Genomic DNA, 22,187 nt, shown 5'->3' on the forward strand with positions numbered 1-22,187 from the left:
CGTCAGCCTTGGTCGAACCATCCCCGCATCGGAGCGCGTCATGCCACCCCACCTCTCCGCGGACCGCCCCGCCGCCCAGCCTCCCCGACGCGGCACCGTCGACGGGCTCATCTCGCAGACGCGGCGACTGCGCGGCGAAGTGGACGCCGTACGGCGGGAGGCACCGGAGGACGGCACGGATCCGGAGGGCCGGTGGCAGCGTGCCCTGTGCGATCTGGCGCTGCATCAGCTGAGCGCTGTGGACGAGCACTTGGCGCAGTTGCGCGACGGCCCGCCGCCCGTGACCGCTGAACCCCCCGCCGCCGACGATCCGGTCGCCGCGACCGTTGCCGCGGGCGGCTCACTGCTCAGCCGCGTCGGCAGCGCGGAGTGGAACCTGCTGACGGACGAGGCGAGTTGGTCCGGCGAGCTGTACCAGATCCTCGGCCGCGATGCCACGGCCCCCGCCCTCACCCTCGACGAGCTGCCCTCGCTGGTGCACGACGAGGACCGCGCGCTGCTGACGGCGATGGTCACGGACTGCCTGATCGACGGCAAGCCCATCGACGGGGAGTTCCGGATCCTGCGCCCCGACGGCGAGGTGCGCACCGTGCACATGATGGGCGAGCCCGTACTCGACGCCGACGGCAGCACCGCCTCGATGTGGGCCGTGCTGCGGGACGTCAGCGAACTGCGCCGCTGCCGGCGGACCGTGAGCGAGACGCGTGACTCGCTGCAGCGCCACCGTCATCACGCACAGGCCGAGCGCCGGCTCGCCGTCGAGCTGCAGGAGGCCGTGCTGCCGTCGTGGCGCGGCTCCGTACGGCTCCCGCAGCGGGGCCCGGGGACGCTGGACCTGGCGGCCCGCCATCTCCCTTCGTCCGCGAGCGCGTTGATCGGCGGGGACTGGTACGACGCACTCGAACTGCCCGGCGGGGACACGCTCCTCAGTGTCGGCGACCTCACCGGGCACGGGGTGACCGTGGCCTCCGGCATGGCGACCCTCGTCGGTGCCCTGCGCGGCATGGCCATGGCCGGAACCGAACCGGGCCGGCTGATGGGCTGGCTCAACCAGTTGCTCGACGCCTCGGTCCAGCCGGCCCTGGGCAGTGCCGTGTGCTGCCGTTACCGGCCCGGGACGCGCACCCTGAGCTGGGCGCAGGCCGGGCACCCCGCCCCGTTGCTGTTCCGCGACGGGACGGGACGCATGCTGACCGCGCCGGACGGCGTGCTGCTCGGAGCGACCTGCGGAGCCGCCTACGGGCAGGCCGAAGAGACCCTCGTGCAGGGCGACCTGCTGCTCCTGCACACCGACGGGCTGGTCCCATGGCACAGTGGCGCGGCGGCCGTCCGAAGGCTGCTCGACCTGGCTCCACGCTTCGGCGGAGCGCGCACGGCCCAGGACTGTGTACGGGCCGTCGTGGAGGAGTTCGGCGGGAGCGAGCGCGAGGACGAGGCCTGCGTGCTCGTCGCCAGGGTGGTCTCCTGACGATCAGGCCGACACCGACACCATCCCTGTCCGTCACACCATCCCTGGCCGTGACACCATCCCTGTCCGTCCGGTACGGGCCCTCCTCTGCACCTGCCCGCCACCAACTCCCTACGCCTGCGCGGAGTTGCCCCCTTTGGGCTTCAGGAGGCCCTTGGGAAGCGCACGTTCGATCTCCTCACGCAGATCCTGGATCCTCGGATAACCGGCGTACTGCGCGGTGAGCCGGTACATCTCGCGCAGACGGTCCCATGTGCGGTGGGAGGAGTTCGCCCCCATCGACGTCAGAGCCAGGCGAGCGTATCGGTCGGCCTGTTCCGGGTCGTCGGCGATGAAGCAGGCGGACGCGAGGGAGATGTGGTCGAAGATCTTCGACCGGTCCCGACCCGTCCCTCTCAGCTCCAGCGCCTCCTTGGCGTGCCGCTGCGCGATGAGCGCCGCGCCCGGCTCGTGTTCGGCCAGGGTGCGGTAGGCCAGGGCCTGCATTCCGTGCAGGTCCGCCTCGTCGAACATCTGCATCCAGCTCGGCGGGGGCACGTCTCCCTTGTCGGAGACGAACAGGTCCTCCGCCTCGCCCAGGGTGCGCCGCATGGCCTGCCCCTTGCCCATGGAGGCCTGAGCCCAGGCCTCGATGGTGCAGAGCATGGCCTTGGTGCGCGGCAGCACCTCGTCCCCGGAGCCGGACTTGGCGAGCTGCATCAGGTCGAGTGCGTCGTCGGGCCGGCCGAGGTGCACCATCTGGCGGGCGGCGCGGGAGAGCGCCTCCCCGGCGCGGGGCCGGTCTCCGCCCTCTCGGGCCGCGTGGGCGGCGATGACGAAGTACTTCTGGGCCGTGGGCTCCAGGCCGATGTCGTGCGACATCCAGCCCGCGAGGACGGCCAGGTTGGCGGCGACGCCCCACAGACGCCGCTGCAGATGGTCGGGGTGACGGTAGGAGAGCATGCCCCCCACCTCGTTGAGCTGTCCCACGACAGCCTTGCGCTGCAGCCCGCCGCCGCGGGCCGCGTCCCAGGCCCGGAACACTTCGACCGAGCGCTCCAACTCCTCGATCTCCTGCGACCCGATGGGGGCGGCCTCATAGCGGTCGAACCCAGCGGGGTCGGCGTGCAGGGGATCGTCGAAGCGCGGAGCGTCGGCCGCCAGGGCCGGATCGGTGTGCAGCCAGTCGTGCATGGCGCTGCTGAGTGCGGATCCTGCGGCGAGCGCGGCGCCCGCGCCCACCAAGCCGCGTCGGTTGAGCATGAGGTCCATTCCCGTGAATTCGGTGAGGACCGCAGCGGTCCGCTCGGGCGCCCACGGCACTCCGTCGGGGTACTTCGCATTCCCGTCGTCACGCCGTCCCCCCGCGCGCCCGTGCCGGACCAGACCGAGGTCCTCGATGGTCACGACACGGCCGAGTCGCTCGGTGAACAGCGCCGCCAGCACCCGCGGCACGGGATCGCGCGGGATCTCTCCCATGTCGATCCAACGCCGCACCCGCGAGGTGTCGGTCGACAGCTGGGGGTGACCCATGGCCGCCGCCTGCCGGTTGACCATCCTCGCGAGTTCGCCCTTGGACCAGCCGGCCAGGCCGAACAGGTCCGCGAGGCGGGTGTTGGGTTGTCCGCTCACGTCAAGCCCCCAGGTTCTCGGCTGAGTTGACAGTAACCCCCTGTCAGTTGCTCGGGGACTATTCGCCAGGGTTCGCCAGGGTGCGCCAGATGGTGTGCCACGGGGCATCGGGTGTCAGGTAGGAACGCGCCACCCCGACCCGGCCGCCGCAGGGACATTCCCCAGGGTGCACCAACGGCGGCCGGGGCGGGCAGCGTGGAACTCGCAGGCACACGAAGGGATCTGTATAGCCCATGTACGCAGCACAGTCCTCCGTGTCCGCCCCGCCCCGGTCGCTGCGCCCCCGCCCCGGAGCCGGCGGCCCCTATCTCGACCCCGCGCGACCCGCGGCCCCCGTGCTCGGTGCCGGCAGGACACGCCGCGTCCCGGGTGTCGGCACCCAACCGCTCAGCGGGAGAATCGACTTGTCCGGCCCCCAGGGCGCCCAGCTGCGCACGGCGATCGCTTCGGTGCATCGCATCTGCCCGGAGTTCACTCCGGTGCAGGTGCTGCGCCGAAGCGGGCGTTCCGTGCTCATCGTCGGGACGACGGGGCGCAGTACGGCCGTCGCCAAGTGCTTACTGGACCACTCCTCCATCTGGTCCGACCGCTTCCGGCACGAGATAGCGGCATACCGGTCGTTCGTCCGGCACCGGCCCCCGGTGCGGGTGCCCCGGCTGATCGCCGCGGACCCGGACAACTGCACCCTGGTGATCGAGCGGATGCCGGGCCGGGTGGCCGCGCTCCAGCGGCACCCGGCGGAGGCACCGCCGCGGGCGGACATCCGGGCGGCGCTGGGCGCGATCTGCCGGCTGAACGCATGGCGGCCACCGGCGGGGACGTTCGACGCCCCGCTGGACTACGCGGAGCGGATCTCGCGCTTCCATGAGCTGGGGCTGCTCACGGACCGGGACATGGGCGACCTGCAGAAGCTGTTGCACGACATCGCCCACGCGGCCGGCCGGCAGGGTATGGGCCAGTTCTGTCACGGCGACGCCCTGCTGTCGAACATCCTGCTCTCACCCACCGGTCCGGTGCTGGTGGACTGGGAACACGCGGGCTGGTACCTGCCCGGGTACGACCTGGCGACACTCTGGGTGGTTCTCGGCGACGCCCCGGTGGCCCGGCGTCAGATCAGCCAGATCGCGCAGTCGGCGGGACCGGCGTCGCGAGACGCCTTCCTGGTGAACCTGATGCTGGTCCTGACCCGTGAGATCCGGACGTACGAGACGGCCGTGCAGCGATCGATGCACGACACGGCCCCGGCGGCACCGGGCGTGGCCCACCCGGCTGCTGCGCCGTCCGGCGAGGAACAGCGGCTGCTGCTGCGGCGGCTGCACGACGACTGCCAGCTGGCCCGGCGGGCTGCACGGGCAGCGGTCGGCACTCGCTGACGGGGACGAAGGTCCGCGGCGCGCTCGCGACAGCGGCGCACCGCGGACCTTCGTCGTGTCCGGCTCTCCCACCCCACGCGGGACTGACCCATTCGGGTCATTTGGTCCACGCCACTGACGCCTCGCAGGCCGCGCCACCGCCGCCGCGAAACTCCTCACGACCGCCGCTGACATGGGAAATCGCCCGCATCTGAGGGTGATTGACGGATCGTCGGAGAGCCGGTACCACTGACGCACGTCCGGCCCCCGCACGCCCCAGAGCGCCCACCGTCCCAGGAGGCTGCATTGCGAGGATCCGCCACCGACCGCCGCGCCCCCGCCGGTCACAGACGCGCCCCCAGGATGGCGGGTGCCGTCGCCTCGGCCGCTCTCCTGCTGCCGCTGCTGGGCGCCGCCCCGGCCCCGGCACGGGAGACCCCGGCCACCCTGCAGAACGCCTTCGCCGCCGCTGCCGCCGAGTACCACGTGCCGCAGGGCGTGCTGCTCGGCGTCTCCTACCTCCAGTCCCGCTGGGACGCGCACGGCGGCGCGCCGAGCGTCTCCGGGGGGTACGGTCCCATGCACCTCACCGACGCCCGCACCGCGATCGCCGAGGCCGTCCACCACAGCGAGGGAACGGAGGACGCGCGCGGCGACCAGGCCCGCGGTGCGCTGCTGCCCACGACGAAGGTGCCGGCCGGCTCCGGGCTGCCCGCCCGGCTCACGACGCTGACCAAGGCCGTGGCACTGACCGGCATCCCGGCCGAACGGCTGCGCACCGACCCTGCCGCGAACGTCGCGGGCGGGGCCGCGCTGCTCGCCGCCGCGCAACAGCACATCGGCGAGCCGCTCAGCGACGACCCGGCCGACTGGTACGGGGCGGTGGCGCAGTTCTCCGGCGCGGAGGACACGGCGACGGCGGCCACGTACGCCAATGACGTCTTCGAGGTGATGCGCGAGGGCGCGTGGCGCATCACGGATGCCGGCCAGAGCGTGACGCTGGCCGCGCGGCCGGGCCTGACACCCGACACCGCGCAGCTGCGACGCACCGGGCTGCGCGTGGGTGACGCGAACGGGACCGAGTGCCCGCCGACCGTGTCCTGCGAGTGGATCCCGGCACCGTACGCGCAGTTCGGGCAGAACGACTACGGCAACCACGACCTGTCCGAGCGGCCCACCTCCCAGAGCATCAGGTACATCGTCATCCATGACACGGAAGGCCAGTGGGACGGCGTCATCAAGCTGGTCCAGGATCCGACCTATGTGTCGTGGAACTACACGCTGCGCTCCACGGACGGGCACATCGCCGAGCATGTGAAGGCCAAGGACGTGGCCTGGCACGCGGGCAACTGGTACGTCAACGCCAAGTCGGTCGGCATCGAGCACGAGGGCTTCCTCGCCTCGCCCGACGCCTGGTACACGGAGGCGATGTACCGCTCGTCGGCGCGGCTGGTGCAGTACCTCGCCGCCAAGTACGGCATCCCGCTGGACCGGCAGCACATCCTCGGGCATGACAACGTTCCCGGCCCGACCACCTCGACGATCCCGGGCATGCACACGGATCCCGGTCCCTACTGGGACTGGCGGCACTACTTCGATCTGCTCGGCAAGCCGTTCGGCGCCACGGCCGACGCCAAGGGCGGTCTGGTGACGATCCTGCCGGACTACACCAGGAACCGGCCGCCGTACACGGGCTGCACCGCGCAGGGCGCCCCGTGCGCGGCACACGGATCCAGCGAGGTGCGGCTGTACAGCAGGCCGGACGCGACCTCGCCGCTGATCAAGGACATCGGGCTGCGGCCCAGGGGGGACGACTCGACGATCGACGTGAACGACGTGGGTTCGCGGGCCTCCACCGGCCAGCGTTACGCGGTCGCCGACCGCGGCGGGGACTGGACGGCGATCTGGTACCTGGGCCAGAAGGCCTGGTTCAAGAACCCGAAGAAGCAGCCGACGGCGGTGAACGCGTCCGGGTTGGTGGTGACGCCCAGGGCCGGTCTCACGGACGTCCCGGTGTACGGCCGCGCGTATCCCGAGAAGGAAGCGTACCCGGCGGGCGTGCCCGCGCAGTCGGTCTCGCCACTGCCGTACCGGCTGCCGGCGGGCCAGAGGTACGCCGTCGGGGACATGGTGCCCGGTGAGTACTACTACTCGGTCACCTTCACCACGGACACGCACCGGGTCGTGGTCGGCCGGGACCTGTACTACGAGATCCAGTTCGGCCACCGGGTGGCGTTCGTGCGGGCGGCGGACGTGCAGGTGGTGTCGTCGGCGAAGTAGCGGCGATGACAGGACACCGTCCACAGCGACACGGACGGCCCCCGTGGTCTCGGGGGCCGTCCGTGTGCGTGCGGCCGCGGTCAGCCCTGCTGGAACAGCTCCGCGGGCAGTGGCTTCAGCAGCGCGTACAGGTCGTCGGTGATGGGCCGGTCCCATGCGGCGATGGTCACCAGGACGTTGTCGCTGCGGTCGAACTGGACGCAGGAGATCCGGCTCTCGGACAACTTCAGGCGGCGCACGATGAGGAGGTTGTCGCCCTGCATCACCGGGATGTCCTCGGTCCCGACGACGGTGACCTCCTCGTCGTTCTCCAGCGCGAGCAGGAGCTGGGCCACCTCGAAGGGGATCTCGCCCTCGGCGACGTCACGGGCCGGGGAGCCCTCCGGCAGATTGCCGATGATCATCGCGGGACCCCGGCCGCCGAACAGGTCGTAGCGCAGGAAGACGCCCTGGCAGCTGCCGTCGGGGGCGGGCAGCAGACCGGCACCGAGATTGCCAGGCCAGTCACCCGGATCCATGGCCAGGACGTCGAAGTCGGGCCCGGCGGGAGTGGCACTGCGGCGGCGGAGGAAGGACATGCCGCAATGGTACGTGCCCGAGCCCCAAGCGGGGCCCGGGGCCCGCCGCCCCCGGAGAGGGGTCATCTCCCGGGCGGGTACCGTCCTGCGACCACCCGGCGCCGGGCAAACGCGGCGGCCGGACCGCGCGCGGGACGCCTCCGCGGGGCGGTGGCGCGGACCGTCGTCCGGTCACTCTTCGGCGGGGTCCGGCTCCGCCGTCGGCGGGATCACCGCGACGGGGCTCGCCGCGTGCAGCAGGACGGCCTGGGTCACCGAACCGATCATGCGGGCGGGGGCGAGCAGGCGACGCCGGTGGCGGCCCACGACGACCAGCTCGGCGTCCTTGGAGGCCGCGACGAGATGGCCCGTCGCGTCACCGGGCGGGGTCGTCAGCTCGACCCGCACGTCCGGGTGCCGCTCGCGGTGGACGGCGAGGAAGCCCGCGGCCAGGGTTCGGATCTCGTCCTCGACGGCGTCCTCGTCCACGGCCGGGGGTACGGGCGCTCCGGGCACCGTCCAGATCTGCACCGGGGGCCAGGGATACGCGGCGATCACGTGCAGCCGGGCGCCGCGGAGGTGCGCCTCCGCGAAGGCGAACGCGAGGCTGGCCTCGGCGGGGCTGTCGACGTGCAGGCCGACCACGACGCGCGGCCCCGGTGGGAGGGGCAGGCCCTCGTGCACCTCTCGTCCCGGGGGCGGCACCACGACCACCGGGCATGCGGCGTCGCGTGCGGCCGCCAGGCCGGTGGAGCCCAGCAGCAGACTGGCGAAGCCGCCGCGGCCCCGGGACCCGAGCACGATCACCTCAGCGGTGTCGCCCAGTTCGGGCAGCACGGCGGACGGGGCGCCCCGCAGCTCCTGGTACTCCGCGACCGGAAGGTCGGCCCGGCCCGCCAGATGCGCTCGCACCTGGTCGAGCACGGGGGACTCCGGCGGTTTTGGGGGGCCGGTGCCCAGGACGTCGGGCTGTGGCCCTGGGGCGTACTGCCGCGCATGGACCACGCGCAACGGCACCTCGCGCAGCCGTGCGTCGGTCAGCGCCCACTCCAGTGCCCGCAGGCTCTCGTCGGATCCGTCGACGGCCGCGACGACCGGCAGGGTGCTCATCGAATCCTTGCCTCCCGGACACAGCGGTGATCGTTCCGGGGCCAGCGTGACGCAGCCCGCGGCCCGGGGGCGGATTCACCGCCCGCGTGTCCGGAAATTCCGGTACGGGCGAGGCAGGCCTCGGCGGGCGAGGCTCACGTGAGGTCGAACTCCCCCTCCCGCGCGCCCGACACGAACGCGCCCCACTCCGCGGGCGTGAAGATCAGGGAAGGGCTCTCGGGACGGCGACTGTTGCGCATCGCGATGAAGCCTTCGACGAAGGCGATCTGGACATCTCCGAGCCCTCGGCTGCTGGAGTGCCAGTCGGCGTTGGTGAGATCCAGCTCCGGCTTGTCCCAGCCCGCGAGCGGCTGCTGCTGGATGGTGCTCTCGGCCACGTCCGTGCTCCTCCCGGTTCGTCGTCCGCGGCCAGCCTAGCGATCGCGTCCCACCGCCGACAGGTGACGTGAGGGGGACGCCCTCAGGAGGTCGGTGGCCGGTCGCCGACCAGCCACATGGAGAAGAACTGCGAGCCGCCGCCGTAGGCGTGCCCGAGTACCCGCCGGGCCCCTTCCACCTGGTGTTCTCCGGCCTGTCCGCGCACCTGGAGCGCCGCCTCGGCGAAGCGGATCATGCCGGAGGCACCGATGGGGTTCGTGGAGAGGACACCGCCCGACATGTTGACGGGCAGGTCCCCGTCGAGTGCGGTGACACCGGCCTCGGTGAGTTTCCAGCCCTCGCCCTCCTCGGCGAATCCGAGGTTCTCCAGCCACATGGGTTCGTACCAGGAGAAGGGCACGTACATCTCCACCGCGTCGATGTCCCGGCGCGGGTCGGCGATCCCCGCCTGCCGGTAGACATCGGCGGCGCAGTCCTTGCCGGCCCCTGGCGACACGAAGTCCTTGCCCGCGAACAGGGTCGGCTCGCTGCGCATCGCGCCGCCGAGCATCCAGGCGGGGGGCCGGGGCGAGCGGGCCGCCCCCGCGCGGTCGGTGAGCACCATGGCGCACGCGCCGTCGGAGGAGGGGCAGGTCTCCGAGTAGCGGATCGGATCCCACAGCATCGGCGAGGACTGCACCTTCTCCAGGGTGATGTCGTGCTCATGGAGGTGTGCGTACGGGTTCTTCAGGGCGTTGCGCCGGTCCTTGTAGGCGACCAGGGAGCCGACCGTGTCCGGGGCGCCGCTTCGTCGCAGGTAGGCGCGCACGTGCGGGGCGAAGAAGCCGCCCGCTCCGGCGAGCAGCGGCTGCTGGAAGGGGATCGGCAGCGACAGGCCCCACATGGCGTTGGACTCGGACTGCTTCTCGTAGGCGAGGGTCAGCACGGTGCGGTGGACGCGGGCGGCGACGAGGTTGGCCGCGACGAGCGCGGTGGAGCCGCCGACCGAACCGGCCGTGTGCACCCTGAGCATGGGTTTGCCGACGGCGCCGAGCGCGTCGGCGAGGTACAGCTCCGGCATCATGACGCCCTCGAAGAAGTCGGGGGCCTTGCCGATGACCACTGCGTCGATGTCGGTCCAGGTCAACTCGGCGTCGGCGAGGGCCCGCCCGGCGGCCTCCCGCACGAGCCCCGCGATGGACACGTCCCGCCGCGCCGCCACGTGCTTGGTCTGGCCGATCCCGGTGACGGCCACGGGCTCCTTGCTCATCGCGGGTCTCCTTCGAGTACGGCGACCAGGTTGTGTTGCAGACAGGGGCCGGACGTGGCGTGGGCGAGGGCGCGGTCGGACTCGCCGCGGTGGATCCGGGCGGCGGCCTCGCCGACGCGGATCAGCCCGGCCGCCATCATCGGGTTGGCGGCGAGGGCTCCGCCGGAAGGGTTGACCGTGACGCTGCCGCCGAGCCGCAGCGCCTTGCGCAGGATCACCTCCTGCGCGGTGAACGGTGCGTGCAACTCGGCGGTGTCGACGGGTCGTTCGAAGGCGCCGGCCTTCTCGGCTGCCAGCCGCGCGGACGGCGAGTCGGTCAGGTCGCGCACCCCGAGGCCGTGTGCCTCGATGCGATGGTCGATGCCCCGGATCCAGGCGGGCCGTGCGCACAGCCGGCGGGCCCGCTCCCCCGCCGCGAGGAGCACGGCCGCGGCCCCGTCGCCGACCGGTGGGCAGTCTCCGGTGCGCAGCGGCCGTACGGCGTACTCCCCCTGCGGCACCGAACCCCTCAGCTGGGCATGGGAGTTGGCGACGGCTGCCGTCCGGCTGCGGGCGGCGACCTGGGCCAGGGCGGGCTCGTCGGTCTCGCCCGCGTCGATGAGCGCCTGTGTCTGAAGGGCCGCGAGCGCCACCGAGTCCGGCCACAGCGGGGCCATGTAGTAGGGGTCGAGTTGCCGGGTCAGGACGTCGCGTACCGATCCGGGGGACGACTTGCCGTACGAGTAGACGAGCGCGGTGTCGGCGTCGCCCGTCAGCAGCTTGGTCCACGCCTCGTACAGGGCCCACGCGCCGTCCATCTCGACGTGCGACTCGGAGATCGGCGGCCAGGCGCCGACGCCGTCGAGGGCGAGCGTGAAGGAGAAGGCGCGGCCGGCGAGGTAGTCGCTGGAGCCGGAGCAGGTGAAGCCGATGTCGCTGGTCCTGAGCCCGGTGCGGTCGAGGACTTCGTGCAGCACCGGCATGAGCATCTCGACTTCGGAGAGCTCGTCGCTGGTGCGCCGGTGGTCGGTCTGCGCGAAGGCGACGACGGCGATCTCCCCGGCACCCGGGGCTTCTTGCGCTCCGCGCGTCACAGCAGCTCCTTGTACGTGTCGTAGTCCGCGTCGGGTTCGCCGGCGGGCCGGAAGTGGTCGGGATGGCGGGCGCCGTCCGTCCACACCGGTTCGACGCGCAGTCCCATGCGCACCTGGTCGTAGGGAATCCCACCGATACGGCCGTGCATCGCCAGGTCGGCGCCGTCGAGGGCGATGTGCGCGTAGACGTAGGGGACTTCGATGTCGAGGTTCTTCGCCTTGATGTTCACGATGCAGAAGGTCGTCACGGTCCCGCGCGGGCCCACCTCGACCTGTTCCGATGTGGCCACGCCGCAGGTGGGGCAGGCGCCCCTCGGCGGGACGTACACCTTGTGGCAGGAGGGGCAGCGTTCACCGACGGTGCGCCGCTCGGCGAGGGCGTGGAGGTAGCCGGACTGGGCGCGGCCGGGCGTGTAGGTGTAGTCGAGGCGGGCGGGCGCGAGGATGCCGCTGACCCTGTCCTCGAAGGCGCCGGTGTGGCCCGCCGGTTCGGCGGGTTCGCCGTCGTACGGCTCGAAGCAGGCGATGTCCGTGATGGCGCCGGAGCGCCGGCCGGCCCAGCGGATTCGCACGCGCATGCCGGTGCGGACGGCGTCGGGGCCCGGTGCGTCCAGGGCGTGCAGGAGGGCGGTGTCGGCACCGTCGAGCCGGACGAGGACCCAGGCGAAGGGGGTGTCCAGGGGCTGGCCGCGGCGTGGCGCGTGGTTCCAGGCCCAGGTGGTGACGGTGCCGGTGGGGGCGACCTCGACGAGGTCGCGGATCTCCTCGGCGGTGAAGGGGTCGTACTCCACGGGCGGGACCAGCGTCCTGCCGTCACCGGTCTTCACCCCGAGGACGACGCGTTCGCGCAGTCCTGTCAGAAAGGCGCTCTGGACGGGTCCGAGGGACCGGGTGAAGGGGAATTCGACCACGAGGGGGGCTTTGAGGACTTCGGGCATCGACGGCTCACTCCTTCACGTCGGTCACGCGCGCTTGTAGACGGGCGGCCGCTTCTCCGCGAAGGCGCGGGCGCCTTCCTTGGCGTCCGCGGTGCCGAGGACCGGCCAGCCGCGCTTGAGTTCGGCGGCGAGCCCGTCGGTCTCGGTCAGCTCCGCGGTCTCGTACACGGACGCCTTGACGGCCTCGACGGCCAGCGGGCCGCAGGCGTTGATCTGCTCGGCGATCTCCAGGGCCTTGGCGAGCGCTGTGCCGTCGGGGACCACGTGGCCGATCAGGCCGATGTCCGCGGCCTCGCGTGCGCCGTACGGGCGTCCGGTGAGCAGCATCTCCAGGGCGTGGGTGCGCGGGATCTGGCGTGGCAGCCGGACCGTGGAGCCGCCGATCGGGAACAGGCCGCGCCTGACCTCGAACAGGCCGAAGGTCGCGGACTCGCCCGCGACCCTGATGTCCGTGCCCTGGAGGATCTCCGTGCCGCCCGCGACGCAGTGGCCCTCGACGGCCGCGATCACCGGTTTGCGGGGGCGGTGGTGGCGCAGCATCGCCTTCCAGTGCAGGTCCGGATCGGCCTTCAGGCGGTCGCGGTGCTGCTGCCCGTCCATCCCCTTCCCGGCCAGGGCCTTCAAGTCCATCCCCGCGCAGAACGCGCCCCCCGCACCGGTGAGCACGATGGAGCGGATCGCGTCGTCCTCGTCGGCCTCCACCCACCCGTCGTACAGGCCGACGAGCATCGGAAGCGAGAGTGCGTTCTTGGCGTCGGGTCTGTTGAGCGTGAGCACCAGTGTGGCGCCGTCGCGCTGCACGGTGAGGTGTTCCGTCCCACCCATTGCGGTCTCCCGTCTACAGGAACGAGAACAGGTTGCAGGAGCCGGTGAGGCACTTCAAGAGTTTTCTGACAGACAGTCAGATTCACCCTGCCCGGCCCCTTCACAGTTGCGGCGCGCTTTGCTCTGATGACCGGCGAACCGACGGATGCGCCTTTCTTCGCCGAGTGTCGCCGGGGTCAGGAGGAGCGGTGGAGTACAACCTTGCCGACCTGTTCGAGTCGGTCGTCGACGTGGTTCCGGGCCGCGAGGCGCTGGTGTACGTCGACCACCCCGGCACGGGCGCGGAGCGCCGTCTCACCTACGCGGAGCTCGACGCGGCCGCCAACCGCATCGGCCACCATCTGCTCGACAGCGGCCTGCGACCGGGAGAGCACCTCGGACTGCACCTGTACAACGGGGTCGAGTACCTGCAGACGGTGCTCGGCTGCCTGAAGGCCCGGATCGTGCCGGTCAACGTCAACTACCGCTACGTCGAGGAGGAGTTGGTCCACCTCTACCGGGACGCGGATCTGGTGGCGCTGGTCTACGACGCGGAGTTCACCGACCGTGTGGCGGCGGCGCTGCCCCGGGTGCAGAAGCTGCGGCACCTCGTACGGGTGGGGACCCCGGCGCCGGACGCCGTCGCCCCGCCGGCCGTGGACTTCGCCGACGCCGATGCCGCCGGATCCCCCGAGCGCGGCTTCCCGGCACGCTCGGCGGACGACCAGTTCATCATCTACACCGGCGGCACGACCGGCATGCCGAAAGGGGTGATGTGGCGTCAGGAGGACCTGTTCTTCTCGGGCCTCGGCGGCGGAGCCCCGACGGGAGAGCCGGTCAAGGAGCCCAAGGAGCTGGCCGAGCGGGTCGCGGCCGGCGGCGAGGGCATCACCTTCTTCCCGACGCCGCCGCTGATGCACGGCACTTCGACGCTCACGGCGTTCATCGGCTTCAACTTCGGCCAACGGGTCGTGATCCACCGCAAGTTCGTGCCCGAGGAGGTTCTGCGAACCGTCGAGAGGGAGAAGGTCACCAGCATGTCGCTGGTGGGCGACGCGATGCTCCGGCCGCTGATCGACGCGCTGAACGGACCCATGAAGGGCACGGACTGCTCGTCCCTGTTCAGCGTGTCGTCGTCCGGGGCGATCATGTCGGACACCGTACGCGCGCAGTTCCAGGCACTGGTCCCGCATGCCATGCTGCTGAACAACTTCGGCTCCTCGGAGTCGGGCTTCAACGGCACCGCGACCCCGGACTCGGGCCCGGCCAACGGCTTCCGCATCCGTGTCAACGCCCGTACCCAGGTGGTGGATCCCGTCACCCACCAGCCGGTCGCGGTCGGTGAGCCGGGACGCCTCGCGCAGCGCGGGCACGTGCCGCTCGGCTACTACAACGACCCGGGGAAGACCGCCGAGACGTTCTTCCGCAAGGACGGCGAGCGGTGGGTGCTGCTCGGCGACATGGCGACGGTCGACGGGCAGGGTGTGGTCACCGTCCTCGGCCGCGGTTCGCAGTGCATCAACACCGGCGGCGAGAAGGTGTACCCGGAGGAGGTCGAGCAGGCGCTCAAGTCGCATCCCGACGTGTACGACGCGCTGGTCGCGGGGGTGCCGGACACGAGGTGGGGCAACCGTGTGGCGGCGGTGGTGCAGCTGCGCGAGGGAGCGCCACGGCCGTCCCTGGAGGACATCCAGAGCCACTGCCGGACCTACCTGGCGGGCTACAAGGTCCCGCGCCGGCTGGTGATCACAGACAGTATCCGGCGCTCACCCAGCGGCAAGGCGGACTACCGCTGGGCGAAGGAGGTGGCGCTGGCGGCGGACCGCTGAGGTCCCCATGTGGTCGGGCGGAAAGTGCGGGCCGCCGGCCTCTTGCCTCCGGCCGGGCGGGCTGGATTACTGATCCCAGCAGATCGACCGAATGATCGGTCGCCCGGATTTGGTATGACAGGCGAGGAGACGTTCCCATGGCGGACGCGCACGACCTGCTGGACGTGGGGGAACGGCTCGGCGCCGAGGAACTGCGAAGTCTCCAGCTGGAGCGGTTGCGGACCTCCTTGCGGTACGTCTACGCGCACGTCCCCTTCTACCGCGACTCCTTCGACAAGGCCGGGGTCCACCCGGACGACTGCCGGACGCTCGCCGATCTCGCCCGGTTCCCGTTCACCGTGAAGGCGGACCTGCGGGAGAACTACCCGTACGGGATGTTCGCGGTCCCCCGGGAGCGGATCCGGCGGATCCACGCCTCCAGCGGCACGACCGGGCGCCCCACCGTCGTCGGGTACACCGACAACGACCTCTCCATGTGGTCGGACATGGTGGCCCGGTCGATCCGCGCGGCGGGCGGCCGCCCCGGTGACACGATCCATGTGGCGTACGGCTACGGCCTGTTCACCGGCGGCCTCGGCGCCCACTACGGTGCCGAACGTCTCGGCTGTACGGTGATCCCCGCCTCCGGCGGCATGACGACACGGCAGGTGCAGCTGATCCAGGACCTCAAGCCCGGCATCATCATGGTGACCCCGTCGTACATGCTGACCCTCCTCGACGAGTTCGAGCGCCAGGGTGTCGATCCACGCGGCACCTCCCTGCGCGTCGGGATCTTCGGCGCCGAGCCGTGGACCGAGGGGATGCGGCGCGAGATCGAGGAGCGGTTCGCGATCGACGCGGTCGACATCTACGGCCTGTCGGAGGTCGTCGGTCCGGGCGTGGCCCAGGAGTGCGTCGAGACCAAGGACGGCCTCCATGTGTGGGAGGACCACTTCTACCCCGAGGTGGTCGACCCGATCACCGGCGAGGTGCTGCCCGACGGCGAGGAGGGCGAGCTGGTCTTCACCTCCCTCACCAAGGAGGCCATGCCCGTGATCCGCTACCGGACCCGGGACCTGACCCGTCTGCTGCCCGGCACGGCCCGCGTCTTCCGCAGGATGGAGAGGATCACCGGCCGCAGCGACGACATGGTCATCCTGCGCGGCGTGAACCTGTTCCCCACCCAGATCGAGGAGATCGTGCTGCGGACCCCGGGCGTGGCACCGCACTTCCAGCTCCGGCTGACCCGCGAGGGCCGGCTCGACGCGCTGACGGTGCGCGCCGAGGCCCGGACGGGCGCCACGCCCGAGCAGCGCGACGCGGCGGCGCTCGCGATCGCCGCGGCCGTGAAGGACGGGATCGGCGTGTCGGTGGCGGTCGAGATCGTCGAACCGGAGTCGCTGGAACGGTCGGTGGGCAAGATCAGGCGGATCGTCGACCTGCGGCCGCGCTGACCCGGGTCAGGCCCCGGCGAACCGGTCGCGCAGCTCACGTTTCAGAATCTTCCCGCTCGCGTTGCGCGGCAGCTCCTCCACGAACAGCACCCGCTTCGGTGCCTTGAAGGAGGCCAGCTTCTCTCGTGCGTGGGCGAGGAGTTCGGCCTCGGTCACCTCCCCGCGCGCCACGACGACCGCGGTGACCGCCTCGATCCACCGCTCGTCGGGCAGTCCGATCACCGCGACCTCGGCGACCCGCTCGTGCGTGTAGAGGGCGTCCTCGACCTGCCGCGACGCGACCAGGACGCCCCCCGAGTTGATGACGTCCTTGACCCGGTCGACGATCGTGAAGAACCCCTCGGCGTCCCGCACGGCGAGATCACCGGAGTGGAACCAGCCGTCGCGGAAGGCCTCGGCGGTCTCCTCGGGCTTGTCCCAGTAGCCCTCGCACAACTGCGGCGACCGGTAGACGATCTCGCCCCGTTCCCCGTCGGGCACGTCCTTGCCGGACTCGTCGACGAGCCTCGCCTCCACGAACAGCACCGGACGTCCGCACGAGTCCATGCGCCCCTTGTGCTCGTACGGCCCGAGAACCATGGACAGGGGGCCGATCTCGCTCTGCCCGAAGCAGTTGTAGAAGGCGAGCTTCGGCAGCCGCTCCTTGAGGCGCTCCAGGACGGGCACGGGCATGATCGAGGCCCCGTAGTACGCCTTGCGCAGCCCGCTGAGGTCGCGCGTGGCGAAGTCGGGGCGGCCGGCCAGGCCGATCCACACGGTGGGCGGCGCGAACAGGCTGTCCGCACGGCCCGCCTCGATCAGGTCGAAGAGCCGGTCCCCGTCCGGCGCGTCCAGGATGACGTTCTCGGCGCCGACGGCGAGGTAGGGCAGCAGGAAGACGTGCATCTGCGCCGAGTGGTAGAGCGGCAGCGCATGCACGGGCCGGTCGCCCGCGCTCAGGTCCAGGGCGGTGATCGCGCTCAGGTACTCGTGCACCAGCGCGCGGTGCGTCATCATCGCGCCCTTGGGGAGCGCGGTCGTGCCGGATGTGTACAGCAGTTGCGCCAGGTCCTCGCCGCGCGGCTCCTCGCCGTCGTACGGCGGCGCGGTCGCGAGCCGCGCGAGCAGGGAGTCGTCCGCGTCGCGCAGGGAGATCACCCGTACGCCCCCGGAGAGGTTGCCGGCGAGGTCGGGATCGGCGAGGACGAGTGCGCAGCCCGCCTGGTCGACGATGTACGACAGGTCGTCCCCGGTCAGGTTCTGGTTCACCGGAACATGCACCAGGCCGGCGCGGGCGCAGGCCAGGAAGGCGATCAGATAGGCGTCGGAGTTGTGGCCCAGGGCGCCGACCCGGTCGCCCGGGGCGAGCCGGGCCTCGCGCAGCACGCGGGCAGCCCGGGAGACGGCGTCGTCGAGTTCCGCGTACGTCCACGACCGGTCGCCGTAGTGGATCGCCACGCGTGCCGGGGTGCGCCGGGCGCTGCGGCGCAGCGTGCCGTCGACCGTGACGCTTCGTCCCGCCGTCATGAACTGCCCTTCGTCCGTCCGTGCCTGTGGCGATCCTCGCCGCGTTCCGCGAGGGAGGTCAAGCACCGGACGTATTCGCGTGAAGAGAGTCGACCCGACCGGCGACGGCACGACGTGACGGACACGTCGGGATGCCCTTGTCAGTCTCAACCTCCCCTTCCGCCACCGAAGTTGGGAGGCACGATCGCGCACCCGAGTAGGACGGGTCGTCGTCACGGCGGCCGTCCTGTTCACCACACCCGCGCGCCGGTCCCGTACCGGTCCTGGTTCACACCGGTCGGGTGCGGCCCTCCCAGTACGGGTCGCGCAGCCGTCGCTTGTACAGCTTGCCGTTGGGGTCACGAGGCATCGTCTCGATGAAGTCGACGCTCCTTGGCCGCTTGTATCCGGCGAGTTGCCGGGCGCAGTGGCCGAGGATGTCGGCGGCGAGCGCCGGTCCGGGCTCGTGGCCGGGAGCGGGTTCGACGACCGCCTTCACCTCCTCGCCCCAGTCGTCGTGCGGGATCCCGAAGGCCGCCGCGTCGGCGACGGCGGGGTGGCTGAGCAGGGCTGCCTCGACCTCGGCGGGGTAGATGTTGACCCCGCCGGAGATGATCAGGTCGATCTTGCGGTCGCGCAGGAAGAGGTAGCCGTCCTCGTCGAGGTGGCCGAGGTCGCCGACGGTGAAGAAGTCGCCGATGCGGTTCTTGCGCGTCTTGGCTTCGTCCTTGTGGTACGAGAAGCCGCCCGTGCTCATCTTCATGTAGACGGTGCCGAGTTCACCGGGCGGCAGCCGGTTGCCGTCGTCGTCGAAGACGGCGAGTTCGCTGATGGGCCAGGCCTTGCCGACCGTGCCGGGCTTCTTCAGCCAGTCCTCGGCGGTCGCGAAGGCACCGCCGCCCTCGCTGGCCGCGTAGTACTCCTCGACGCTCTCGCCCCACCACTCGATCATCGCCCGCTTCACATGGTCGGGGCAGGGGGCGGCGCCGTGGATGGCGTGCCGCATGGAGGAGATGTCGTACCGCGTCCGCACCGCGTCGGGGAGGGCGAGGAGGCGGTGGAACTGGGTGGGGACCATGTGCGTGTGCGTGCACTTGTGGGCGTCGATCAGCCGGAGCATCTCCTCGGGCGCCCACTTGTCCATCAGGACCAGCCGGTGCCCGATGTGCAGGGACGCGCCCGCGAACTGCAGCACCGCCGTGTGATAGAGCGGCGAGCAGACGAGGTGGACATTGCCGTCGTGGGGCCTGATGCCGAAGATGGCGAGGAAGCCGCCGAGGTACGCCTCCTCGGGCGGTCTGCCGGGCAGCGGGCGGCGGATGCCGCGCGGGCGGCCGGTGGTGCCCGAGGTGTAGTTCATGACCCAGCCGAGGGTGCGCCCCTCCGGTGCCGACTCGGGTTGTCCGTCGAGGAGTTCGGCGTACGGGCGGAACCCCTCGACCGCTCCGACGGCGTAACGTCGGCCGCCCGGCAGCTTCGCCTCGTCGGCCGCGTCGCGGGCCGCGTCCGCGAACCGTTCGTGGGCGATGAGGACCTTGGCGCCGCAGTCGGCGACGATCCAGGCGATCTCGGGTCCGACGAGGTGGTGGTTGACGGGTACGAGGTAGAGGCCGGCCTGGCTGGCGGCCAGGTATGCGGTGAGGAACTCGACGCCGTTGGGCAGGACGACGGCGAAGGAGTCCCCCCGTTCGAGCCCCGCGGCGCGCAGTCCGTGCACCAGCCGGTTGGCCGCGCCGAGCAGCCGTCCCGCGGTCCACTCCTCGCCGTCGGGTGCGACGAGGACCGTGCGCTCGGGGTCCCGCGCTGCCTGCGCCCAGAATCCGTTGGCGGCCTGGCTCACTGCTGGCTCCTTCCGGCGATCCGGTTGATGCGGTCGACGGCCCTCTCGAAGCCGCGGGTGAGGTCGTCGACGACGGCCTGCACGCTGCGTTCGGTGTTCATACGGCCCACGATCTGGCCGACGGGGGTGCCGAGGAGCGGCTCCACCTCGTACTTCTGGATGCGGGTGACCGCCTCGGCGACGAGCAGGCCCTGCAGGGGCATGGGGAGGGTGCCGGGTCCGTTCGGGTCGTCCCAGGCGTCGGTCCACTCGGTCCGCAGCTGCCGGGCCGGTTTGCCGGTCAGCGCCCGGGAGCGGACCGTGTCGCCCGATCCGGCGGCGAGCAGCTTCCGGACGAGGGCGGGCGAGGGGAGTTCGGCCTCCGTGGTGGTCAGCCAGATCGAGCCGAGCCAGACTCCCTGCGCGCCGAGCGCCAGGGCCGCGGCCGCCTGCTGCCCGCTGCCAATACCACCGGCGGCCAGCACCGGCAACGGGTGGACGGCCTCGACGACTTCGGGCGTGAGCACCATGGAGGCGATCTCTCCGGTGTGGCCGCCGGCCTCGTACCCCTGGGCGACGACGATGTCGATGCCCGCCCGCTGGTGCTTGCGCGCGTGCCGGGCGCTGCCGGCCAGCGCGGCGACCAGGACGCCCCGGTCGTGGGCGCGTTGGACGACATCGGCGGGCGGGGAGCCGAGCGCGTTGGCGAGCAGTGTGATCGGGTAGTCGAAGGCGACGTCGAGCTGGTTGCGGGCGACCTGCTCCATCCAGCCGGTGATCCGCCATCCGGACGCCTCCCCCTCGGCGAGTTCGGGCACGCCGTACTGGGCGAGGGTGTCCTTGACGAACTGCCGGTGACCTTCCGGGATCATCGCCTCGACGTCGGCCTCCGTCAGCGTCCGATCCCTCGGGGCCTCCACCTTCTGTGCGGGCATGACCACGTCCAGGCCGTACGGGTGGCCGTCGCCGTGCGCCTCGACCCAGTCGAGATCGCGCCTGAGCTCGTCGGGGGCGGTGTAGCGGACCGCGCCGAGCACGCCGAAACCCCCGGCCCGGCTGATGGCCGCGGCGACGGCGGGGAACGGCGTGAAGCCGAAGAGGGCGTGCTCGACTCCCAGTTGCTTGCTCAGCTCCGTCTGCATGGGCGCAGGATGCCGCAGCGGCCGGAAGGAGGGAAGAGGGTTTCTGATGTACCGTCAGATCCGTGGATGGCGGCGCGCCCGGATCATCCCGCTGCCGGATCACCGCCACCTTCCAGCACCGCCATCGCCGCGTTGTGCCCGGGTACGCCGCTGACCCCGCCGCCGCGCACGGCGCCCGCCCCGCACAGCAGGACGTTCGTGTGGCGGGTCTCCACGCCCCAGCGGCCGGTGTCCTGGTGTGCGTACGGCCAGGCCAGCTCGCGGTGGAAGATGTTGCCACCGGGCAGCCGGAGGTCGCGCTCCAGGTCGAGCGGGGTCTTCGCCTCGATACAGGGGCGGCCGTCCGCGTCCGTGGCCAGGCAGTTCTCGACGGGCTCGGCGAGGTGGGCGTTGAGCTGCGCCAGCGTCGACTTCAGCAACTCCTCCCGTGCGCCGTCGTTGTCGTGCTCGAAGAGCCGCGCGGGGGTGTGGAGGCCGAAGAGCGTCAGGGTCTGGTAACCCCGCTCGACGAGTTCGGGGCCGAGGATGGTCGGGTCGGTGAGCGAGTGGCAGTAGATCTCCGAGGGCGGCGCGGCCGGCAGCGAGCCCGCTGCCGCCTGGGCGTGGGCGGCGGCCAGCTGTGCGTACCCCTCCGCGATGTGGAAGGTCCCGGAGAAGGCGTCGCGCGGGTCGACGGTGATGTCCCGCAGCGCGGGCAGCCGGGTGAGCAGCATGTTCACCTTGAGCTGGGCGCCCTCGGCCGGGGTGGGCGGGGTGTCGCCGGTGAGCCTGGCCAGCTCCTGCGGCGAGGCGTTCACCAGGACGTGCCGGGCGAAGACGGTGCTCTCGCCGTCCTCGCCGCGGTGGGTCACCTCGGCGGTGCGCCCGTCGGTCTCGATCCGGACGGCCTCGCGCCCGGTGGCGATCACCGCGCCGGCGGCGCGCGCGGCGGCCGCCATCGCGTCGGTGAGCGCGCCCATGCCGCCGACCGGCACGTTCCAGGCGCCGGTGCCGCCGCCGATGACGTGGTAGAGGAAGCAGCGGTTCTGCCGCAGCGAGGCGTCGTGGGCGTCCGCGAAGGTGCCGATGAGCGCGTCGGTGAGGACGACACCGCGGACCAGGTCGTCGGTGAAGTACTCCTCGACGGCGGTACCGATCGGCTCCTCGAAGAGCACCCGCCATGCCTCCTCGTCGTCGACGCGGCGGCGCAGTTCGTCACGGGTGGGCAGGGGCTCCGTGAGCGTGGGGAACACCCGCTCGGCCACGCGCCCGGTCATCGCGTAGAAGCGCTGCCAGGCCTCGTACTCGCGGTCGGAGCCGGTGAGCCGGGCGAACGACTCCCGGGTGCGCCGCTCGCCGCCGCCGACGAGGAGCCCGGTGGGGCGTCCGTCGCGCTCGACGGGCGTGTACGAGGACACGGTGCGCGCCCGCACCCGGAAGTCCAGCCCCAGGTCGCGCACGATCTTCCGCGGCAGCAGGCTGACCAGGTAGGAGTACCGCGACAGCCGCGCGTCGACACCGGCGAACGGCCGGGTGGACACCGCGGCGCCGCCGGTGTGGTCCAGCCGCTCCAGAACCAGCACGGACCGCCCGGCCCTGGCCAGATAGGCGGCGGCCACCAACCCGTTGTGGCCACCGCCGACGATCACGGCGTCGTATCCCTCGTGTGCAGGCATGCTT

17 protein-coding genes are annotated in these 22,187 nt (G+C 71.7%); 5 read left to right on the forward strand and 12 right to left on the reverse strand.

The genetic code is table 11. The features are described from left to right. Positions 1-40: 40 nt before the first annotated feature. Positions 41-1,468, forward strand: a complete 1,428-nt coding sequence (locus ASC56_RS01880) for a PP2C family protein-serine/threonine phosphatase (protein WP_055489327.1) — start codon at positions 41-43, stop codon at positions 1,466-1,468. 111 nt (positions 1,469-1,579) lie between these two features. Here the strand turns inward: ASC56_RS01880 and ASC56_RS01885 are convergent, their stop codons facing one another. Beyond that, positions 1,580-3,079 (reverse strand): hypothetical protein, encoded by a 1,500-nt coding sequence (locus ASC56_RS01885; RefSeq protein ID WP_055489328.1) that lies wholly within the window; start codon positions 3,077-3,079, stop codon positions 1,580-1,582. Positions 3,080-3,312: 233 nt separating this feature from the next. On the opposite strand from ASC56_RS01885, the gene ASC56_RS01890 reads away from it, so the two are divergent. Together ASC56_RS01890 and ASC56_RS01895 are read left to right on the forward strand one after the other, a co-directional pair. Then, positions 3,313-4,452, forward strand: coding sequence for an aminoglycoside phosphotransferase family protein (locus ASC56_RS01890; RefSeq protein ID WP_055489329.1), 1,140 nt, complete (start codon positions 3,313-3,315; stop codon positions 4,450-4,452). 285 nt (positions 4,453-4,737) lie between these two features. Beyond that, positions 4,738-6,711 (forward strand): N-acetylmuramoyl-L-alanine amidase, encoded by a 1,974-nt coding sequence (locus ASC56_RS01895; protein WP_055489330.1) that lies wholly within the window; start codon positions 4,738-4,740, stop codon positions 6,709-6,711. Between the two features lie 80 nt (positions 6,712-6,791). Here the strand turns inward: ASC56_RS01895 and ASC56_RS01900 are convergent, their stop codons facing one another. From ASC56_RS01900 to ASC56_RS01930, 7 genes are all read right to left on the reverse strand, one after another. Then, positions 6,792-7,289, reverse strand: a complete 498-nt coding sequence (locus ASC56_RS01900; RefSeq protein WP_055489331.1) for a hypothetical protein — start codon at positions 7,287-7,289, stop codon at positions 6,792-6,794. Positions 7,290-7,460: 171 nt separating this feature from the next. Continuing rightward, positions 7,461-8,378 (reverse strand): universal stress protein, encoded by a 918-nt coding sequence (locus tag ASC56_RS01905; RefSeq protein ID WP_055489332.1) that lies wholly within the window; start codon positions 8,376-8,378, stop codon positions 7,461-7,463. 134 nt (positions 8,379-8,512) lie between these two features. Continuing rightward, positions 8,513-8,755 (reverse strand): DUF397 domain-containing protein, encoded by a 243-nt coding sequence (locus ASC56_RS01910; protein WP_055489333.1) that lies wholly within the window; start codon positions 8,753-8,755, stop codon positions 8,513-8,515. Positions 8,756-8,838: 83 nt separating this feature from the next. Next, on the reverse strand, positions 8,839-10,005 hold the full coding sequence (locus ASC56_RS01915) for a thiolase domain-containing protein (RefSeq protein WP_055489334.1): 1,167 nt from the start codon (positions 10,003-10,005) through the stop codon (positions 8,839-8,841). Further along, entirely contained in the window at positions 10,002-11,078 is a 1,077-nt protein-coding gene (locus tag ASC56_RS01920) for a thiolase domain-containing protein (RefSeq protein WP_055489335.1), read from the reverse strand. Before ASC56_RS01920 ends, ASC56_RS01915 begins: the two co-directional genes overlap by 4 nt. Beyond that, the gene (locus tag ASC56_RS01925) at positions 11,075-12,016 is read right to left on the reverse strand and encodes a Zn-ribbon domain-containing OB-fold protein (protein ID WP_055489336.1); all 942 of its coding nucleotides are present in this window, start codon (positions 12,014-12,016) and stop codon (positions 11,075-11,077) included. The genes ASC56_RS01920 and ASC56_RS01925 overlap by 4 nt, the downstream gene beginning before the upstream one ends. Positions 12,017-12,040: 24 nt before the next feature. Further along, positions 12,041-12,841 carry a crotonase/enoyl-CoA hydratase family protein gene (locus tag ASC56_RS01930; protein ID WP_055489337.1) on the reverse strand — a complete coding sequence of 267 codons (801 nt, stop codon included), beginning with the start codon at positions 12,839-12,841 and terminating at the stop codon, positions 12,041-12,043. A 188-nt stretch (positions 12,842-13,029) separates the two neighbouring features. Between ASC56_RS01930 and ASC56_RS01935 the strand changes: the two genes are divergently transcribed. Together ASC56_RS01935 and paaK are read left to right on the forward strand one after the other, a co-directional pair. Further along, positions 13,030-14,649: an acyl-CoA synthetase gene (locus tag ASC56_RS01935; protein ID WP_055489338.1), complete on the forward strand. Its 1,620-nt coding sequence runs from the start codon at positions 13,030-13,032 to the stop codon at positions 14,647-14,649. A gap of 137 nt (positions 14,650-14,786) precedes the next feature. Continuing rightward, the gene (gene paaK, locus ASC56_RS01940; RefSeq protein WP_055489339.1) at positions 14,787-16,082 is read left to right on the forward strand and encodes a phenylacetate--CoA ligase PaaK; all 1,296 of its coding nucleotides are present in this window, start codon (positions 14,787-14,789) and stop codon (positions 16,080-16,082) included. Positions 16,083-16,088: 6 nt separating this feature from the next. Here paaK and ASC56_RS01945 read toward each other — a convergent pair whose 3' ends face one another. The 4 genes from ASC56_RS01945 to ASC56_RS01960 all read right to left on the reverse strand — a co-directional run bounded on the left by ASC56_RS01945 (position 16,089) and on the right by ASC56_RS01960 (position 22,183). Then, positions 16,089-17,588 (reverse strand): acyl-CoA synthetase, encoded by a 1,500-nt coding sequence (locus ASC56_RS01945; RefSeq protein WP_055489340.1) that lies wholly within the window; start codon positions 17,586-17,588, stop codon positions 16,089-16,091. A 268-nt stretch (positions 17,589-17,856) separates the two neighbouring features. Beyond that, complete coding sequence (locus ASC56_RS01950; RefSeq protein ID WP_055489341.1) at positions 17,857-19,407, reverse strand: acyl-CoA synthetase; 1,551 nt, start codon at positions 19,405-19,407, stop codon at positions 17,857-17,859. After that, a complete protein-coding gene (locus ASC56_RS01955; protein ID WP_055489342.1) occupies positions 19,404-20,528 on the reverse strand; it encodes a nitronate monooxygenase family protein in 1,125 nt (374 codons plus the stop codon). The genes ASC56_RS01950 and ASC56_RS01955 overlap by 4 nt, the downstream gene beginning before the upstream one ends. A gap of 83 nt (positions 20,529-20,611) precedes the next feature. Continuing rightward, entirely contained in the window at positions 20,612-22,183 is a 1,572-nt protein-coding gene (locus ASC56_RS01960; protein WP_055489343.1) for an NAD(P)/FAD-dependent oxidoreductase, read from the reverse strand. Positions 22,184-22,187: the final 4 nt, after the last annotated feature.

The sequence above is a fragment of the Streptomyces sp. TP-A0356 genome (genome assembly GCF_001417775.1).
Lineage (GTDB): Bacteria > Actinomycetota > Actinomycetes > Streptomycetales > Streptomycetaceae > Streptomyces.

Bases quoted from the DNA above. Each gene is read 5' to 3' on its own strand.
- ASC56_RS01880 (WP_055489327.1), top strand. From the start codon at position 41: ATGCCACCCCACCTCTCCGCGGACCGCCCCGCCGCCCAGCCTCCCCGA.
- ASC56_RS01890 (WP_055489329.1), top strand. From the start codon at position 3,313: ATGTACGCAGCACAGTCCTCCGTGTCCGCCCCGCCCCGGTCGCTGCGC.
- ASC56_RS01900 (WP_055489331.1), bottom strand. From the start codon at position 7,289: ATGTCCTTCCTCCGCCGCCGCAGTGCCACTCCCGCCGGGCCCGACTTC.
- ASC56_RS01905 (WP_055489332.1), bottom strand. From the start codon at position 8,378: ATGAGCACCCTGCCGGTCGTCGCGGCCGTCGACGGATCCGACGAGAGC.
- ASC56_RS01915 (WP_055489334.1), bottom strand. From the start codon at position 10,005: ATGAGCAAGGAGCCCGTGGCCGTCACCGGGATCGGCCAGACCAAGCAC.
- ASC56_RS01925 (WP_055489336.1), bottom strand. From the start codon at position 12,016: ATGCCCGAAGTCCTCAAAGCCCCCCTCGTGGTCGAATTCCCCTTCACC.
- ASC56_RS01930 (WP_055489337.1), bottom strand. From the start codon at position 12,841: ATGGGTGGGACGGAACACCTCACCGTGCAGCGCGACGGCGCCACACTG.
- paaK (WP_055489339.1), top strand. From the start codon at position 14,787: ATGGCGGACGCGCACGACCTGCTGGACGTGGGGGAACGGCTCGGCGCC.
- ASC56_RS01945 (WP_055489340.1), bottom strand. From the start codon at position 17,588: ATGACGGCGGGACGAAGCGTCACGGTCGACGGCACGCTGCGCCGCAGC.
- ASC56_RS01955 (WP_055489342.1), bottom strand. From the start codon at position 20,528: ATGCAGACGGAGCTGAGCAAGCAACTGGGAGTCGAGCACGCCCTCTTC.
- ASC56_RS01960 (WP_055489343.1), bottom strand. From the start codon at position 22,183: ATGCCTGCACACGAGGGATACGACGCCGTGATCGTCGGCGGTGGCCAC.